This is a genomic window from Undibacterium sp. Tian12W (assembly GCF_049339405.1).
Classification (GTDB): Bacteria; Pseudomonadota; Gammaproteobacteria; order Burkholderiales; family Burkholderiaceae_D; genus Undibacterium.
In genome coordinates this window covers 335,922-353,376 of record NZ_JBMPPK010000001.1, presented here as the reverse complement: position 1 = coordinate 353,376, position 17,455 = coordinate 335,922, and the positions used below count along the sequence as shown (strand labels likewise).

12 protein-coding genes are annotated in these 17,455 nt (G+C 49.9%); 6 read left to right on the top strand and 6 right to left on the bottom strand.

Going from position 1 to position 17,455, the window contains the following annotated elements:
- Positions 1–381: 381 nt before the first annotated feature.
- Positions 382–9,168: a GH36-type glycosyl hydrolase domain-containing protein gene (locus ACO0LI_RS01505; RefSeq protein WP_423030286.1), complete on the bottom strand. Its 8,787-nt coding sequence runs from the start codon at positions 9,166–9,168 to the stop codon at positions 382–384.
- A gap of 407 nt (positions 9,169–9,575) precedes the next feature.
- Between ACO0LI_RS01505 and ACO0LI_RS01500 the strand changes: the two genes are divergently transcribed.
- The 4 genes from ACO0LI_RS01500 to ACO0LI_RS01485 all read left to right on the top strand — a co-directional run bounded on the left by ACO0LI_RS01500 (position 9,576) and on the right by ACO0LI_RS01485 (position 11,938).
- On the top strand, positions 9,576–9,962 hold the full coding sequence (locus ACO0LI_RS01500; RefSeq protein ID WP_422949606.1) for a DUF4398 domain-containing protein: 387 nt from the start codon (positions 9,576–9,578) through the stop codon (positions 9,960–9,962).
- A 123-nt stretch (positions 9,963–10,085) separates the two neighbouring features.
- Entirely contained in the window at positions 10,086–11,018 is a 933-nt protein-coding gene (locus tag ACO0LI_RS01495) for an OmpA family protein (protein ID WP_423030284.1), read from the top strand.
- 45 nt (positions 11,019–11,063) lie between these two features.
- Positions 11,064–11,654 carry a BON domain-containing protein gene (locus ACO0LI_RS01490; RefSeq protein WP_422949604.1) on the top strand — a complete coding sequence of 197 codons (591 nt, stop codon included), beginning with the start codon at positions 11,064–11,066 and terminating at the stop codon, positions 11,652–11,654.
- 92 nt (positions 11,655–11,746) lie between these two features.
- Positions 11,747–11,938, top strand: coding sequence for a hypothetical protein (locus ACO0LI_RS01485; RefSeq protein ID WP_422949603.1), 192 nt, complete (start codon positions 11,747–11,749; stop codon positions 11,936–11,938).
- A gap of 161 nt (positions 11,939–12,099) precedes the next feature.
- Here the strand turns inward: ACO0LI_RS01485 and cls are convergent, their stop codons facing one another.
- The 4 genes from cls to ACO0LI_RS01465 form a co-directional block, all read right to left on the bottom strand.
- Positions 12,100–13,518 carry a cardiolipin synthase gene (gene cls, locus ACO0LI_RS01480; protein ID WP_422949602.1) on the bottom strand — a complete coding sequence of 473 codons (1,419 nt, stop codon included), beginning with the start codon at positions 13,516–13,518 and terminating at the stop codon, positions 12,100–12,102.
- A 162-nt stretch (positions 13,519–13,680) separates the two neighbouring features.
- Positions 13,681–14,007: a hypothetical protein gene (locus ACO0LI_RS01475; protein WP_422949601.1), complete on the bottom strand. Its 327-nt coding sequence runs from the start codon at positions 14,005–14,007 to the stop codon at positions 13,681–13,683.
- Between the two features lie 58 nt (positions 14,008–14,065).
- Complete coding sequence (locus ACO0LI_RS01470; RefSeq protein ID WP_422949600.1) at positions 14,066–14,218, bottom strand: DUF3309 family protein; 153 nt, start codon at positions 14,216–14,218, stop codon at positions 14,066–14,068.
- Positions 14,219–14,322: 104 nt separating this feature from the next.
- Positions 14,323–14,682 (bottom strand): hypothetical protein, encoded by a 360-nt coding sequence (locus ACO0LI_RS01465; protein WP_423030282.1) that lies wholly within the window; start codon positions 14,680–14,682, stop codon positions 14,323–14,325.
- A 339-nt stretch (positions 14,683–15,021) separates the two neighbouring features.
- Here ACO0LI_RS01465 and ACO0LI_RS01460 point away from each other — a divergent pair, with 339 nt between their 5' ends.
- Together ACO0LI_RS01460 and ACO0LI_RS01455 are read left to right on the top strand one after the other, a co-directional pair.
- Positions 15,022–15,564: a hypothetical protein gene (locus ACO0LI_RS01460; RefSeq protein WP_422949598.1), complete on the top strand. Its 543-nt coding sequence runs from the start codon at positions 15,022–15,024 to the stop codon at positions 15,562–15,564.
- A gap of 84 nt (positions 15,565–15,648) precedes the next feature.
- Entirely contained in the window at positions 15,649–15,960 is a 312-nt protein-coding gene (locus ACO0LI_RS01455) for a BON domain-containing protein (RefSeq protein WP_422949597.1), read from the top strand.
- Between the two features lie 164 nt (positions 15,961–16,124).
- Here the strand turns inward: ACO0LI_RS01455 and ACO0LI_RS01450 are convergent, their stop codons facing one another.
- Positions 16,125–17,159: an OmpA family protein gene (locus tag ACO0LI_RS01450; protein ID WP_423030280.1), complete on the bottom strand. Its 1,035-nt coding sequence runs from the start codon at positions 17,157–17,159 to the stop codon at positions 16,125–16,127.
- Positions 17,160–17,455: the final 296 nt, after the last annotated feature.

The window sequence follows — 17,455 nt, the reverse complement described above, 5'->3', positions numbered from 1 at the left end:
TTCCATAAGTAGCTCTATCTGCATTCATTAGTACATTAGCGCTTAAAAATCATTGCTCTGAATCAGCGACTGTCATTTCCTCGATTGCTGTTCGATCACTGCTTCAATGGTCGTAGGCCCTTGCTCTGTAGGAGCGGCTTCAGCCGCGAATCCTCAATGCTGCCCAGATGTTCGCGGTTAAAGCCGCTGCTACGGAGTCGGGCAAGTTTTGAAATGACTGTCAACATTCAATTAGCAAGGCCACAGGATTTTTATGGGGATCATGCACAGTACTCATAAAAAAACCGCCATTGCTGTTGCGATGGCGGGTTTTCAATTTGATGATCAGCTCTGGAATAAGCAAATTACTGATTTAGTAATTCTTCTCAAGACGTTATCAGATCATTGCTGAACCGGCTTTACATAATTAAGCTCGACAGTATGTTCACGCTGATCATCCAGCAGAGGTATCAACAAATCTCCCATGGCGACCTCATCGACAAACAGCAGGCTTTGTCCGTAAGCGACATCCCTGAGTTTGACCGTGATCAGGTAGGTGCTGCTCAGATGTTGATAACGTACGCTGAAGTTGGTCCACCCTTCCGGTACGCAAGGTGTCAGGCTCAGGTGCTTGCCTTCACGTTTTAATCCCAGCAAAGATTCCATCATGAAAGTATACATCCAGCCAGCTGATCCTGTGTACCAGCTCCAGCCACCACGGCCAGTATGCGGTGCTACTGCATACACGTCGGCACAGATGACATAAGGTTCCACCTTGTAGCGGGCAACCGACTCTGGCGAATTGCCATGGTGGATAGGATTGATCATGTCAAATGCTTCCCAAGCACGGGCTGCATCTCCCATTTTTGCAAATGCCATGCCGGTCCAGATTGCTGCATGGGTATATTGCCCGCCGTTTTCACGTACACCAGGCACATAACCACGGATATAGCCGGGGTTTTGTCCCGAGCAATCAAAGGCAGGGTCCAGCAACTGTATGATCTGCTTGTCGCGCCGCATCAGGCGTTTATCCAGAGACTGCATAGCCTGGTGTGCCCTTTGCGGATTTGTTGCACCGGATAATATTGCCCAGCTTTGCGAGATCGAGTCTATCTGGCATTCTGCATTTTGTGCCGAACCCAGTGCACCGCCATCATCAAAATAGGCGCGTCTGTACCAGGCGCCATCCCAGGCATTGTCGTCAATGTTTTTTGCTAGCTGACGTGCCTGCTCAAGACAGCGGCTGGAGAATTCATTGTCATTGCGAGCCAGTGCAATCGCAGAGAATTTTGTCAGCACCTGATGCAGGAAGAAAGCCAGCCAGACGCTTTCCCCCTTGCCCAGATGACCGACTTTATCCATGCCATCATTCCAGTCACAGGAACCAATCAGAGGCAAGCCATGACTGCCAAAGCGCAAGCCATTTTCTATGGCCTTGACGCAATGCTGATACAGACTGCCAGTGTGTGGTGACCTGCCAGGCAAGTCGTAATAGGAATCTTCTTCCTGGTTGACGAGACGGCCTTCCAGATAGTGCAACTCTTCATCCAGAATCCCAATGTCACCGCTGCTGTTGACATAACGCGCCACTGCCAGAGGCAGCCACAGATAGTCATCAGAACAATGCGTACGCACACCACGGCCTATCGGTGGATGCCACCAGTGCTGTACATCACCCTCGACGAATTGATGGGCAGCCGACAACAGCAATTGTTCGCGTGCCAGCGTTTGCCGGGTGTGTACCAGTGCCATACTGTCCTGCAACTGATCACGGAAGCCAAATGCACCGCCAGATTGATAGTAACCGCTACGTGCCCACAGACGGCAGGCGATGGTTTGATACAGCAACCAGCCGTTGGCAAGCAGGTTCAATTCCTGGTCAGGCGTATTCACCTGTACTACACCCAGAGTATCGCGCCAGTAATCATGCACTTTATTGAGTGCCTGTTCTGCCGCCGCAATACCACGGTGTTGCTGTATGAATTGCGTGACATTGGTGTGATCGGTCATGACCGTACCCAGCACAAATACCAGTCGTTTTTCCTGCCCGGGGCTTAATTCAAATTCCTGCTGGATTGCTGCACATGGGTCAAGACCGGCCCCGGTTTTGCCAGACAATCTTTGTCTTTCCAGCGCCGCCGGTTTTTGCAGGCTGCCATTGCGGCCTATAAATTCATTACGGTCACCAGTTACACTGCGGTTGCCGCCATCCAGGTCAAAAAATGCCCTGCGTCCCGGGAACTCGGTATTGTAGGGGTTGCGTGCCAGTACACAGCCACTGGCCGGATCAATTTCTGTTGCGATATGCATCAGGGATTTAGGACGCAGATCACCTAACACCCATTCCACATAACCTGTGGCGGACAATTTCCTTTGTTCTTCAGAAACATTGGTGACGCGCAGTATGGAATATTTGGCCGCCGTGTCCATGGAGACAAAGACTGTCAATTCGCTACGTATGCCCTGTTCCTCATGAGTGAATACGCTATAGCCAAAACCATGGCGGGTGACATAGTCACCACTGCCGCGGCAAGGCAGGGCAGTAGGTGACCAGTAGGCACCGGTATCTTCATCGCGGATGTAGAAAGCTTCGCCACTACTGTCGCTGACAGGATCATTATTCCAGGGCGTCAGGCGGAACTCGTGGGCATTTTCACCCCATGTATAAGCTTGCCCGCTTTCAGAAATGACAGTGCCAAATTGTGGATTCGCCAGTACGTTGACCCATGGTGCAGGTGTGACTTGACCCTCCCGCGTGGTGATGACGTATTCACGGCCATCCTCAGAAAAACCACCTATGCCATTAAAGCTTTGCAGTTTTTCTGGCAGGTTTCCGTTATTCCTGTTATCGCCTGACTTGTTGGTCAGAGGCTGATATCCGGATTGTGAATACACCTGGCGCGAAGGCAAGAGCTTGGGCACGCGCAAATCCAGTACATCACGCCGGCTCAGTTGCTCCATCAGGCTGCCGCGGTGGTCATTCAGTATGACGCGCGCAACTGCCTGGAACAGGATTTTGTCTTCGACTGAGATCTGTTCCGCCATGCGGACAAAGATACCACCCGGCCTTTCTATGGCGTGGGTACCAATGACAGACGAAATCATGCCCATGATCTGTTCCTGCAAGGCCTGGCGGTAAGTGGCATGGTCTTCATTCCAGATTACCAGATCCACAGCCAGCCCTTTGGAACGCCAGTAGGCGTGGGCCTGCACCAGTTGGCGCACCAGCTCTATATGCTCTTGCTGGTTGATCTGCAACAGCACGATAGGCAAATCACCAGAAATGGCATAGCCCCATAAGCCCGACTGACCGCGGTGGTTGCGGCTCAACACACTCGCATCGGCACGCAGCAAAGGGTTCATGTAGATGACGGAGTTTGCCATGCGGCCATACAGCTGTGCATCGGCTTCGCTGATATTCAACTGACGCAAGACAATCTGGCTATGTGTCCATGACAGGCCTATGACGCGGTCTGCCAGATGCTGATCCTGATATTTATCGATCAGCGCCACGCACAGGTCACGGTTTTCTGCGACGCCAGTGACAACATCAAAGGTGGCAATCTGTTCTGGTTCTAGCGTAATTTGATAGCGTATGGCAACTACTGGATCAAGTACCGAGCCTTGGCTGTCTGACAGACGCTCTACGCGCATGGCTGCAGGTGCTTCCAGCGTATTGCCTCGGCCTATGAATTGCGCCCTGTCAGTTTCATAAGAGACATTATCTGCCGTAGCACCATGCAGGGATATCAGATGGAACATGCTTGGTATTTTCTCGTCCATGGAACGAGGGCGGCGGGTACAGACTATCGCATGCTGGTCATGCAGGATTTCAGTCTGTACAAACAGTTTGCTGAAGGCCGGGTGCATGGCATCTGCCGCTGCAGGCGCGAGCACGACTTCTGCATAGCTGGTGAAGTCTATTGTGCGGCGATGGCGCGAACGGTTGGTAATGCGGGTACGGCGCAATTCGATATCATCTTCAGGCGAAACGACGATTTCGGTATGCATATCGAGATTATTGTCACTGCGGCGGAATTCTGCCCGGCCCTCAGAGAAAATCACTTCATAGCTGGCAGAAGGCACCAGGCAAGGCTGAAATGCAGTGGACCAATATTTGCCGTTGCTGGTGTCGCGCACATAACAGAAAGTACCCCAGTGGTCGCGGGTGCTGTCTTCGTTCCAGCGGGTGATGGCAAGATCGTTCCAGCGGCTATAACTGCCGCCAACACTGCTGATCATGACATGGTAACGGCCATTCGACAGCAACTGCACTTCCGGCGTACGGGTATTGACATGGTGCAGTACGCGCAAAGGTGTTTCCTGTCCGGCGCTGGCGCTGCGTATGTCGGCCAGCTCGGTCGTGTTGGAATACACGGCGGTGGCCTTGGGCACGCGCTCATGCAGCAGCGACATGGTGGCCTGGAACAGGGGGTCGGATTCAAAACGTTTTTGCAAAGGCTTGTCGAGCAACAGGTAAGCCAGTGACAAGAAACCCATCCCCTGGTGATGCACCATGAATGAGCGTATCAAGGCATGTGTCTGTCCACGAGGCAGGCGTGAAGGCGTATAGTCTATGGCTTCAAAGAAGCCATAGACGCCTTCAAAGCCCAGTGAAGCCAGCTGTTCGAGATTGCTGCAGGCTTTCTCGGGTTCTACCATCAATGCCATCATCGACGCATATGGTGCAATGACGAGATCATCACCCAGCCCGCGTTTAAAACCCAGGCCCGGTACACCAAAGGCGCGGTATTGATAATTCAATTGCGCATCAAAAGTGTTATAGCCTGATTCTGAAATACCCCAGGGCACATTACGTTGTTCACCATATTCTATCTGGCGCTGCACGACCGAACGGTAAGTCTGCTCCAGCAAGGTATTCTGGAAATTCGGCATGACCAGCAGAGGCATCAGATACTCAAACATCGAGCCGCTCCAGGACAGCAGGATAGGTTCTCCACCTGCAATCGTCAGTTGGCGACCCAGTGCAAACCAGCTCTCTTGTGGAATCTGGCCTTGCGCAATAGCCACAAAGGTGGCCAGGCGTGCTTCAGATGCCAGCAAATCATAGCAGGCAACATCGCGCCTGCGTTCATTGACGTTATAGCCTATGGTCAGCAAGTGGGTATTGGCATCGTACAGGAACTCATATTCCATCCTGGCAAATTCGCCAGTCTGCTGCACCAGTTGCCCGATTTGCTGTATACGGTCTGTGGCGCGTTTGCTGGCCGTTGTCAGCATTGCTGCCAAAGTAGGATTTTTACTTCCCGCCAGATTGGGCTGATCGAGCGACAAGCTGTCGTCCCTTGGTGAGTTATGTGAATAACCCAATTGCGCCAATATTTTTAAAGTTGGAATCGCATCAAGCTGTGGAAAAGCTTGCAGCCAACTACCTGGCTCTGGAAGTGTCAGCCAAGGTGCCAGATAGACCAGCTCATCGAGTTGTGCATGGGTTTGTCTGCTTAGCGCACTTGCCCACACATGCGATTGATTATCAGCCACCACGGTCTGACTGGCCAGATAACTGTCAGCATGATATGTCAGGCGTTTCAGGCAGTCATAAATGACGATCAGTGAAGTTGGTGCGCTCAGGCACAGCACATCAAGATCAGTTTTAAACTCTGCCAGCCTGCCTGCGGCGTGCTCACCAACGGTGTTGCGCAATATAAGGTAAGTATCGTGCAAGCCGCCAAACAAACGCGGCTGGCAGATTGGCGCATCTGTCAAACCTGCCAGGCCAGGGCGCAGGGTCAGCAAATGACCGGCCAGGTTGCCGCTATCTACTGTTGAAATATACAGGGGTTGCAGCGGTTGTAGCGTCTTGGTGTCGTACCAATTATAGAAATGATCCTGGTGACGTTCCATCTTGCTCAGGCTGGCAAACGTATCTTGCGTACGCTGCAATAGCTGACCTACAGGGATGTAGCCAAAATCATAGGCCACCAAATTGGCCAGCAGCGACAAACCTATATTGGTCGGTGAAGTGCGGTGAGCCGTTACGCTGACAGGCTGGAACTGTACATTGTCAGGTGGCAGCCAGTTGTCTTCGGGCCCGACATAGGTTTCAAAAAACAGCCAGGTTTTGCGTGCGGTCGCCTGCAAAAACTCTGTTTGTTCCGTGCTTAATTGAGACACGCGCTGCTGCTTTTCACGGCTCATCAGATAAGCAATGACGGGCGAGATAAGCCACAGCAACAAGATCGGTGCTGCTGCACGCAAAGCAACTGGATTGACATAGTCCAGGAAGAAAAATACGGCAACAGAAAATACCGGCGCAATCCACATGCTGCGGAAATTATTCCATACAGTATTCTTGAACTGATGATTGCTGATGGTAGAAGGGTTCCATTCCAGCAAACGCCTATGCGAAATCAATACACGCCATTGCGTGCGCAAAATGGCATCGAGATTGATCCAGGCTTCGTAGGGCAGAAATACCAGACTCAGTGAGGCATGAATAAAATGCTGGGTACTGGAACGCAGCAATGACAGCAGATGCTGACGGAAGAAAACATCGTCAGGTTTTTGGGTCAGGTTAAATAAAAATCCACTGGCAGCAGGTATCAGTAAAAAACCAAGGGCTGCCGCCGACCATAACCAGGCATGTGGCAAACCGCTCCAGGCGATAACGAGGAAGGCGACAAGTGCCAGCGGCACCAAGCTGCGCCGTAGGTTGTCGAACAGCTTCCAGTGCGATAGTGAAGACAAGGAATTGGCGCGCTTGATGGGTTTGCCAGTAACTTCATCCTTGGGGCCTGGTACTTTGGGTAATAACCAGGACGCGATCTGCCAGTCACCCCGTATCCAGCGATGGCGACGACGTATATCAGCCAGATAGCTTGATGGATATTCTTCATACAACTGCACATCACTCAGCAGACCTGCACGGGCATAGCAGCCTTCCAGCAAATCATGGCTGAGGATGCGGTTTTCTGGCATGCGATCTTTGAGGGCATGCTCAAATACATCGATATCGTAGATGCCCTTGCCTATGAATGAGCCTTCATCAAAGACATCTTGATACACATCTGACACGCTGCGTGTATAAGGGTCAATACCAGCTTCACCACCACACAGCAATTCATAATAAGAAGCGTCACTGGCGGGCAGGCTGACTGCGACACGCGGTTGTAGAATTCCATAACCGTCTGTAACCCTGTGCAGCTTGTCATCATAATAGGCACGGTTCAGAGGGTGGGCCATGGTTGCCACGAATTTACGCGCCGCATCGCGTGGTAATTCCGTATCGGTGTCCAGGGTAATTACATACTTCATGTTCTCCAGACCAGCGGTATTGCCAATGATACGCATGAAAGCATCAGCACCCGTGCCGCGCAAGTAGCTGTTCAGGGCGGCCAGTTTGCCTCTCTTGCGCTCATACGCCATCCAAATTTTCTCTTGCGCGTTCCAGACCCGTGGCCTGTGCATGATGATGAAGTGGTCGCCATCGGGACGCGGATATTTAGTGTTAAGTGCCTCTGTGATATTGCTGATATGGTCCAGCAGCCCTTCATCTGTTTCCAGGGTCTCAGTCGCTGCATCAGGAAAATCAGTCAACAGGCAAAAACGCAGATTGGCATCGCTATTGGCTAGAAAGCGCACTTCCATGGCTTCTGACAAAGCATCAATATTCTGCACATTGAACAGCATGGTTGGCACTACTACCAGGGTACTTGCTTCCAGTGGTATGCCTTTGGAAAAATCCATGCGTGGCAAAGGCCGTGGCAGAGCAACAAAGGTAGCCAGCCAATTAACCATGGACAGCGCAAACTGGCTGCTGGCAATCAGGCTGGCAGCGATGAAGCCAGCCAGCAAGTAGGGATTGACATCAGCATACCTGACCTGTTTCAGCAGCAAGCCGGTGGTTGCAAGGCTGATGATGACTATGCTGCCCAGATAAATACTCAGGGCAGAATCACGGATAGCGTGTTTGATCGATTCCGGTAAGGCATGTTGCATTGCTGTAGAGCGCTCAAGTTCAACCCGGCCTTTACCGATCAGGAAATAACCTATATGGGCACTGCGTGCATCCTGACCATATTTGTTGGCTGCCTCCCGGGCGAAACGCAGGGCATTGTGGGCGACATCGGCTTCTGAAAAACCGCTGCCTTTAGCAATTTTCTCTACCGCATGGCGGTACAGATCGCGTGTGGAAAAATCCATGCGAGTATAGATGGCTGCGGGGTCTTCACGCAGGCAACGATCTACCACGCTCATGCTTTCGACAAAATCACGCCAGTCCATGGACGTCAACAAACGCAAGCTGCCTATGCTGTTGCTGATGGAAATCTGGTCAGCCGCCTGATGTTGCGAATCCAGGTGTACCAGATGTTCTATGGTGTCGCCGGTTTCTGCCAGGCGTTGCGACAACCAGTTCAAAGGCAGGGCAAGAGCTGGACCCTGACCTTGCAGCCTGCGCATCATTTCGGCAACGAAAGAGCTGTCCAAAGGCGGTTTTGAACGTGACATGTCGGCCACCAGCAAGATCAGATTGCTGGGGTCTTTCTCGGCAGTCTCAGTCATTTCCTCTGCCCATTTGGCGGCGAGGTTGCGGTTATTGTGGGTGGTTGTCAGATTGGTTGCCACCCGGCGCAAATTTTCTATCAATGCCAGACGCAGCATGATGGGAATGGCCCACAGCTCACCGAGTTTTAATACCGATACCAATTGATAGGCGCTGATGAAACGACTCAGGTTTTCAGGGTCTACCCTGCCGTCGCCATGCGAAATGGTTTCCAGCGCAATGTCATACACGCGAGGGCGCCCGGCTGAATTGCCGCGCAACAGACGTGGCAATTCCTTGCTGTAATTTTTGGGTAAATGGCGTTTTGCCGTGCGTATCTGTTCTTCAATCAGATAGTAATTATCAAGCAGCCACGCAGCGGCGGGGGTGACGGGTCTGCCTTCCTTGATGGCTTCTGTCAGCAAGGTACAGGCATTCATGATCACGTCCTGATTATCAGCCAGACGGGCCAGGAGTTGATCTTGCCCAAAAACAGTGCTGAGCTTATGGCTGTTTGCCAGTATGCGGCCATGCTGTTCCATTTGCAGGGCACTGTACAAATCGGCACGCAAGGGTAATTCGGCCCCGGACTGGGAGACATAAGTCTGCAAGCGCAACTGACCATGTTTCCAGACATTTTTAAGCTGATGGAGGCTGGACGACAGCATATCTTTAGCTGATTTCAAATCGCACACTTCTTTCTTTTATTGGGATTTGCCAGTGACCGTAGTGATTGGTCATCCTTTGCCACACCCCTGGTCAGCTTTCGCATATGAACTGCGCCAGAACGCAAAAACGGATTCAGATGATCCAAATAATTCAGATGAGCGAGGGCGGCGATAACTTGATACTAAAACAAGCGCCGCACTATGTAAGTTCGCTAGCGTACATACACACCAAGCTAAGGTTTATCTATCGTTTATCTATCGATTCTCTATCCTTCCTCAGATGCGATTTGGCAAAGATTTGACAGTGTGCGGCAGCGAACAGACCCCGTTTGGCCGCGGGCGGTATAAAGACGGCGAAGATCACAATAAATGTGACTTAAATGGGGTTTGCAAGAGCACGGATACTTATCTACTGGAGAATAAAAATGAACAAAAACTTGAAAACTGGTCTTTTGGCAGTATGCAGCGCAAGCATGGTCGTGATGATGGGTTGCGCTAGCAGCATGAAAACACCGGCGACGGCAGAAGTAGCCGTGTCTAAAGAAGCCGTTGATAACGCTGCAAGTGCAGGCGCCAGTGAATTCGCACCGGCAGAGATGACTTCTGCCCGCCAAAAAATGGCATTGGCAAATAAAGCCATGCAAGACAAAGACTATAAGCTCGCCAGTGACCTGGCAACTCAGGCGCAGGCCGATGCCAAGCTGGCACAAGCCAAGGCTAACTCTGCAAAAGCAGAGAAAGCTGCCAACGCGCTGCAAGACGATATCCGCGTCTTGCGCGAAGAGCTGCAACGCGCAAACAATAAGCAATAAAAACACGCAATAAAACAAGCAATAAAAATCAGCAAAAAATAAGCAAAAAATAAGCAAATACAAATTATCAGCAATGCTTTCCAAGATTCCTGGAACTTGCCATTACATTTTTAAGGACACATCATGAACAAGAAAATATTCGCCCCCATCATTTTGATGACCGCCATGCTGCTCTCCGCTTGCAGCACCGCACCAAAAACCACCAGCATGCTGGATCAGGCGCGCATGGATTATCAGGCCGCGCAGAATAATCCCAATGTGCTGACCCTGGCACCTCTGGAAATGCGCCAGGCTGACATCGCCATGAACGAAGCTAACAAGGCCGCGAAAGAAAATGAAAGCACAGATAAAATTGATCGCCTGGCCTATATCGCCAAACAAAAAATAGGCGTGGCCCAGGAACTGACCAAACAGAAACAGGCAGAGGCTGCCGTTGCTGATGCTGCCAAAGCGCGTGACCAGATCCGTCTGGAGCAACGTACCAACGAGGCTGACAGAGCAAAAATGCAGGCTGACCAGGCCAAGGCACAAGCTGACCAGGCCCGTCTGGCTGCGCAAATAGCCCAGGGTGAAGCCAGCGAAGCACAGCGCAAGGCGCAGGAAGAACAGGCCAAGGCACTGGAAATGCAAAACCGCAATGCCGCCCTGGAATCACAACTCGCTGAATTGCAAACCAAAGTGACTGTGCGCGGCATCATCATCACGCTGGGTGACGTATTGTTTGGTGTAGACCAAGCTAAATTGACCCCTGATGGTATGCGTACTGTGCAAAAACTCGCCACAGTCTTGCAAAACAATCCGCAAAGAACTGTACTGATTGAAGGTTTTACCGACAATACCGGTAGCCAGGCTCACAATCAGGATTTGTCTGAACGCCGTGCTGCTGCTGTGCGTAGCGCATTGGTGTTGATGGGTGTATCCCGTGACCGCGTGCTGACCAAAGGTTATGGCGAAAGCTATCCAGCAGTAGAAAATGACACTGCACAAAACCGTCAATTGAACCGCCGCGTTGAAATCGTTTTGTCTGATGCCAACGGCAATATTGGTCAACGCTAATTACCCGAGGCTCAATATAGAGTCTAAAAAGAGAAAGGAATAATGATGAGCTATTTATCTAATCGATTACATCCTCGATACAAAAAATTTATCCTGCCGGTTTTATCTGCCTCTTTGCTGGTACTGGCGGGTTGCAATAAAGGCCCTGATACTGCCGGATCAAATGCCTCTACTACCATAGGTGTCGAGATTGATGATTCTGTCATTACCACCAAAGTCAAAACGGCGCTGATGTCTGATGATATCGTCAAAGGCGCCGACGTAAAAATTGAAACTCGCAAGGGCGAAGTTTTACTGAGTGGCTTTGCTGATAATCAGGCACAGATTGACCACAGTGTTGCTGTGGCTTTAGCCGTGCAGGGCGTCAAAAAGGTCGATAACAAACTCGTTTTGAAGCAGGGCACGCAAACCGTTGGCAACAAGATAGATGACAGCGTTATTACTGCAGGTATCAAAACAGCCATGCTGCAGGATGCACAGATGAAAAGTATGGACGTCGCCGTAGTTACCCGCAAAGGTGAAGTGCAACTGAGTGGTTTCGTCGATAGTGAATTGCAGGCAACGCATGCCATTGAAGTGGCAAAAAGCGTCTCTGGTGTGCAAAGCGTGATCAACAACCTGAAAGTTAAAAACTAGTCAGTCCTTTGACATGTTTTTATCGCTTCACACTTCCCCGCATTCTTCATCGGTGTGGGGAAGTTTTACTTTATCCATGTGAGAAAAATATCATGACAAATGAATTGAACGAAAAGCCTGTACCCGTTAAACCTGAACCAGAAGAGAATAAGAAAGACATCAACAAGAAGGAAGATGATCTGGATGAAGCGCTGGATGAAAGTTTCCCAGCCAGTGACCCAGTGGCAGTTTCAATCACCCCGCAGAAAGTGGCAAAGATACCTGAATCTGACAAGAAAAAATAATGTTTTTCGCTGTGTGGCAAGATGTAAATTAATTTTCTGAATTTCTCCTGCACCATAAAAAACAGGTGTGCGCTTTTATCAAGCGCACACCTGTTTTATTTCTATCGTTGCAATGAGTCAGCTGTCAGGGAACCGATATCAAGAATCAACACTCTGCGCAATTACAGCCAGTATTCAAACCGCCTGGCCAGCCATTCCTTTAGTTTGTTCATTTGTGGGCGCTGTTGCCAGGTTTCCAGGGTGACCTCAGTTGATAAACGCAAGTCTTCCTTGAAGGCATTTTCCATCGCTATTGCAAATTCAGTATCGATGACGACGACATTCACTTCTTTATTATGCAAAAAACTACGCGTATCTATATTGGTGGAGCCTACTGTTGACCAGACCTGGTCGATCACAGCGGTTTTGGCATGCAGCACCGAGACATTCAATTGATACACTTTGATCCCGCCTGCCAGCATGTCATTGTAGAAGGACTGACCCGCATGGAACACCAGGCCGCTGTCAGTCACGCCAGGCATGATGATCTTGACATCGACACCGCGCTTGGCGGCGGCAATCAATGCTTTTAATATCTGTGCGTCTGGCACGAAATAGGCGGACGTGATGTGGATACTGTCCTTTGCTTCCTGTATCGCCAGCAAATAGGCCTTGTAGATAGCCGGGTTGCTGTCAGGTTCACTGGCAAGTACACGCACCATCTTGTTGCCCTGGTTTTTCAAGGCAGGGAAATACAATTTGTCTGCCGGTGATTTATCATCGACACTGAGCCAGGTATCAAGAAATATCCACTGCAAGGCCGCAACCGCTGGGCCGGTCACCTGGATATGGGTGTCACGCCAGCCCACTTTATCAGGGTTTTGCGATTTGGAGCGAAATAGCGAGCTATTCGCATAAGTGGCACTGATGTTGACACCGCCTGTGAAAGCGACTTCGCCATCGACGATCAGGATTTTCCTGTGATCGCGCCGGTTCGGTGACCATGGGCCTTGCAACTTGGTGGGGTTGATGGGGTTGAACGCCAGCAGTTGTATGCCAGCGGCTTTCATGTCATCGAAGAATTTTTGCGGCGTACCTATAGTGCCTACGCTGTCATAGATAATATTCACCTGCACACCGGCCTGCTGCTTTTCTATCAGCAGTTTGGCAAATTCCAGGCCAAGCTCATCCTGGTCAAAGATATAGGTTTCCAGATTGATGTGGTCTTTCGCTTGCCGTATCGCTGCCATCATGGCTGCCATGGTTTGCGGGCCGTCAAATAACAAAGTAACCTGGTTGCCAGCAATCAGCGGGCTACCGGTGACGGCTTCTTCCAATGCGGCCAAAGCCTGCATGTTCGCCAGCCCGGTACCAGAATTTTTCCAGCGTTGCCGCATCAGTGCCTGGGCCCTGGAGGTGCTTAACTCACCTTTGGCATTGTTGATCGTCGGTTTGGCTGAGGCAGTTTTTTGTGGCTGGTCAAGCGCAGGCTCCAGATAATTGATCTCTGGCAGTGTACTGCAGGCATTGAACATGAGAACGGTGGCAATGCTTGCAGTACTTGTTGCCAGAACGCGTCTGGCCTTACGCTTGACTTTCATATGCGGTCCTTACTGCTCTGGCAAGATTGAAGCATGATATGGGTTTGCTGAAGTGCAAATGCTCAGACGCTCAGATTCTCAAATGAGCGTAGCCGGAGAGGTTTTGCTTTTCCTTCCCCGGCTATCTATGATTGCTTTTGAGTGCGCATGAGCTCGCTGCTGTTAGCGGGCACGTATGCCCGATTTCCTGTAAGCATCGGCCATATCTTGTTGCATGGTCGCCTTGGCTTCACGCACGCAAGCACTTTGCTGGCTGCGTTCTGCGCGCCTGCATTCAGCGACTGACAATTGATAGACGGCCTCTGCTTCTTTTTTCAGAGTTTTGAAATAAGCTATAGGCGTCATTTCTTCCTGGAACCAGCGCTCAGGATCACCACGTTGGGAGATCGCTGTTGCATCAGTATCGGCAGCAAGTGCTGGACTCAGCATTGCACCACTGATCAGTGCAAAAAGTATGCCTTTCATCAGCTGTTGTTTATTGGTTTTCATGATGACTCCTTTGAAATGAAAATAAGTTTTATAAATTTATAAATAATTTACAAGCAATTTACAAACGGCCAGTCAGAAGCAATATAACGAGAATAAGCACGATAAGCCCGGTAGTACCACTGGGCCAATAACCCCAGGAACGGCTATGGGGCCAGGTAGGAAGCGCGCCAACCAGGGCGAGGATAAGTATGACTAATAGTATGGTGATCATTTGGCAGCCTCTTATTGTTAGTAAAGTTATTGTTTGTAATTATTAGTAGAACCAAGTCCGCATCCGCGACCTAAAAAAAATATTTACAGCACCATCTGCAGTAATCAGGACTGATCCATGTGTGATGTGGACACAAGATCGGTTTCCAGTTGTTCGAATTTTGTGCTGCTAATGCACCATTCCAGCAAAAACCCCATGACCGCGCCCACCGCCGAGCCCAGTGCGCCACCCGCAAGCGCTGCTGTCGCAGGATCAGTGACCAGAACATGCAGGCCAGGAACAAAAAACGGAGAAATCATGACAGCAAGTGCTGCATTGATCATGCCCAGTACAAAGCCGACTGCGATACCTATACTGGTGCCAGTGCTAATACGCGCTTCCCCTGTTTTCTTTTTGAAGTCACTACGTCTTGCATACAGGTGTTCTGGCAGTGGAGGCGTGAATTGACCTCCAGTGTTTTTCATATTCAGTGCTTGAGTGTCATTGATCGTGATCATGATGTCTGTTTCCCTGGTAATTGGCAGCTCATGTTAAGAGTCACAAGAAAGGTTTCATCTGTGTGGCATGATCAATGTACACCTACCTTCTTATGACTTCTGTGCGCTGGCACACTCTGAAAAAAATTCCTGCAGAAATGCATCTTCATGAGAAATAAATATTTCTTTAGTAATGTTCGATACCGAACAGAAATGTGAACCTGTTGATATCACAATCAGGCATCGGACTTTTCCGACGTTGCAATTGTTGATGGCAGATAGCTCATCTGCTGCATATTTGAAATTCACACTTAAAAGGAAAATATTATGAATAAGAAATTTGCCCTGATGCTGGCTTGTACCGCCACCCTGACTAGCGCTGCCTGTTTTGCTGCAGACCAAAAATCCGCAAACTACACAGCGGCCAAAGAAGCTGCCAGTACCGAGTACAAAGTGGCGAAAGCTAAATGTGATGCCATAACCGGCAATCCTAAAGATGTTTGCCTGGCCGAGGCAAAGGCAGCCCGTGTTCACACCGAAGCAAATGCCAAGGCAGAATATAAAAATACGGTAGCTGCGCAAACCAGCGCCAGAAAAGATATCGCTGATGCTGACTACGATGTAGAAAAAGCCAAATGCGGTAGCATGACTGGTAATGACAAGGACGTTTGTATCAAACAAGCCAAGTCGAATAAAGTAGCCGCCGTGTCAAATGCCAAGGCTGACAAAAAAGTCGTCGATGCCCGCGTCGATGCAAATGAAGACAAAGTCAATGCTGAATACAAAGTCGCCGCAGAAAAATGCGACGCTTTGTCTGGTCAAGGCAAAGACAACTGCGTTGCTGCAGCAAAATCGAAATACGGTAAGTAAGTCCGTTTCAACACAAAGCCGGCTGGTGCGCGCCGCGTACCAGCCGGCTTTGTGCTCATTTGATGTAAACCCTGAAAGTAGAAAATGAAAATCGCTCAACGCATGATGACTATGGTATTTGTCGGCTCCTTGTTGGTAATCGCTGGCTGCGCTTCCACATCCACGAAAGAGGGGACTGGAGAATATGTTGATGACTCTGTCATTACAACCAAGGTCAAGGCAGAAATTTTCAATGAGCCTACATTGAAATCCATGGAAATCAATGTAGAAACATTCAAAGGCACTGTGCAGCTCAGCGGCTTCGTGACTTCGACTGCCAATATTGAGAAAGCCGTATCCATAGCGCGTAATGTGAAAGGCGTGCGTTCTGTGAAAAATGACATGCGCTTGAAATAAGTTTCTTCTTCCGCATGAAAAAACGCTGTCAATGAAAATTGACGGCGTTTTTTTTCGCCAGGATAAAATTAAACCGGGAGCCATGGCTCCCGGTTTATTACCTGCTTGTTACTTGCTTGCTACTTGTTTGTTTTTTGCTTGTTACTTGCTTGCTACTTGCGGTTTTATTTGACGCGCTGTTCAACCGTAAATTGCTCAATCTCTACGCGGCGGTTCGGTTCCAGACAAGCGATCAGGTCTGTACGTTTTTTGTTATTGCAAACAACGACGGGGTTGCTTTCACCTTTGCCTACAGCATTCAGCCTTTGTGGCGCAACGCCTTTGTCGTTCAAATACGTCTTCACGGAATTCGCACGTTTCTCGGACAGGTTCAAATTATATTTTGCTGAACCTATACGGTCTGCATAACCGGTAATGACAACCTGGTTGATTTGCGGATTGGCATTCAGCGCAGAGGCGATGTCATCCAGTTTAGGTTGCGGCAAGTTCAGAGTGGCACTATCAAAGGCAAATAATTCTGTCGCAGACAAGGTGAACTTTTGATAGACCGGTGCGGGCGGAGGAACTGGTGCTGGTGGAGCTTGTACAACTACTGGCTCAGGTGCTGGCGCTGGTGGCGGTGTATAGCTGGCAGTTCTTACTGCGGCCTTAGGTTTGTCAAAGGCATAGTTGAGGCCAAATGAGAGATGGGAATTGCTGGCCTGGCTGAATCCAAAATCATTATTGTGCAGGTAGCCATGCACTTTGCGCCATTCTACCTGCGCAGACCATTGGTCATTCAGCGAAAATTGGGCGCCAAGACCTGCGCTGGCTGCCGGGGCTGTGCTGTCGCCTGCCTTCAGGCCACCATTGCTTCTGTCGCGGTTTGCAGCGATACCGACGACCAGGTAAGGGCGGAATGCTTGACGGGAAAACAGATACAGCACATCAACGCCCAGGGCATTTTGTTGATAGCGTTTGCCAGTGTCAGTTGCGCGCGTGTAGTTGGTATTGATTTGCGCATCCCAGTTTTCTGAAAGTGGCTTACCAAGGCGCACACCAACGCCATAGCTGCGGTTGCCAGCGCCAAAGGTTTCATCTGTTTCTGCTGCATGGATGCTGCCACCTATATACCAGGATGGATTGTAGTCTTCAGCCATGGCGATGTTTGCGCAAAACAGGCAGGCCAGGGCGGCAGGGATAGCTTTCAGATTATTCATAAATATTTCTTTCAAAGTTGGGTGAAAACGAAAATTTGTTTGTTAAGCCGGGATGTCACAATGATTTTTCATGCATATGAAGCACATATGAAGCACATATCACGTGAATAAATCCTGCATGCCAGACTAAGGTGCTGTCGCTTTTACATCGGTGCGGTGCCGCACAAATGTCGTTTTTTTGACTTATGAAGAAATAGAGCTGACGCGTTGTCGCCTGTTATGCATCAGGGAGATGCATGCAACAGGTCTATTCAGCGGAATTGAGGACGGGGAGTAAAACTGGGAAGTAAAACAGG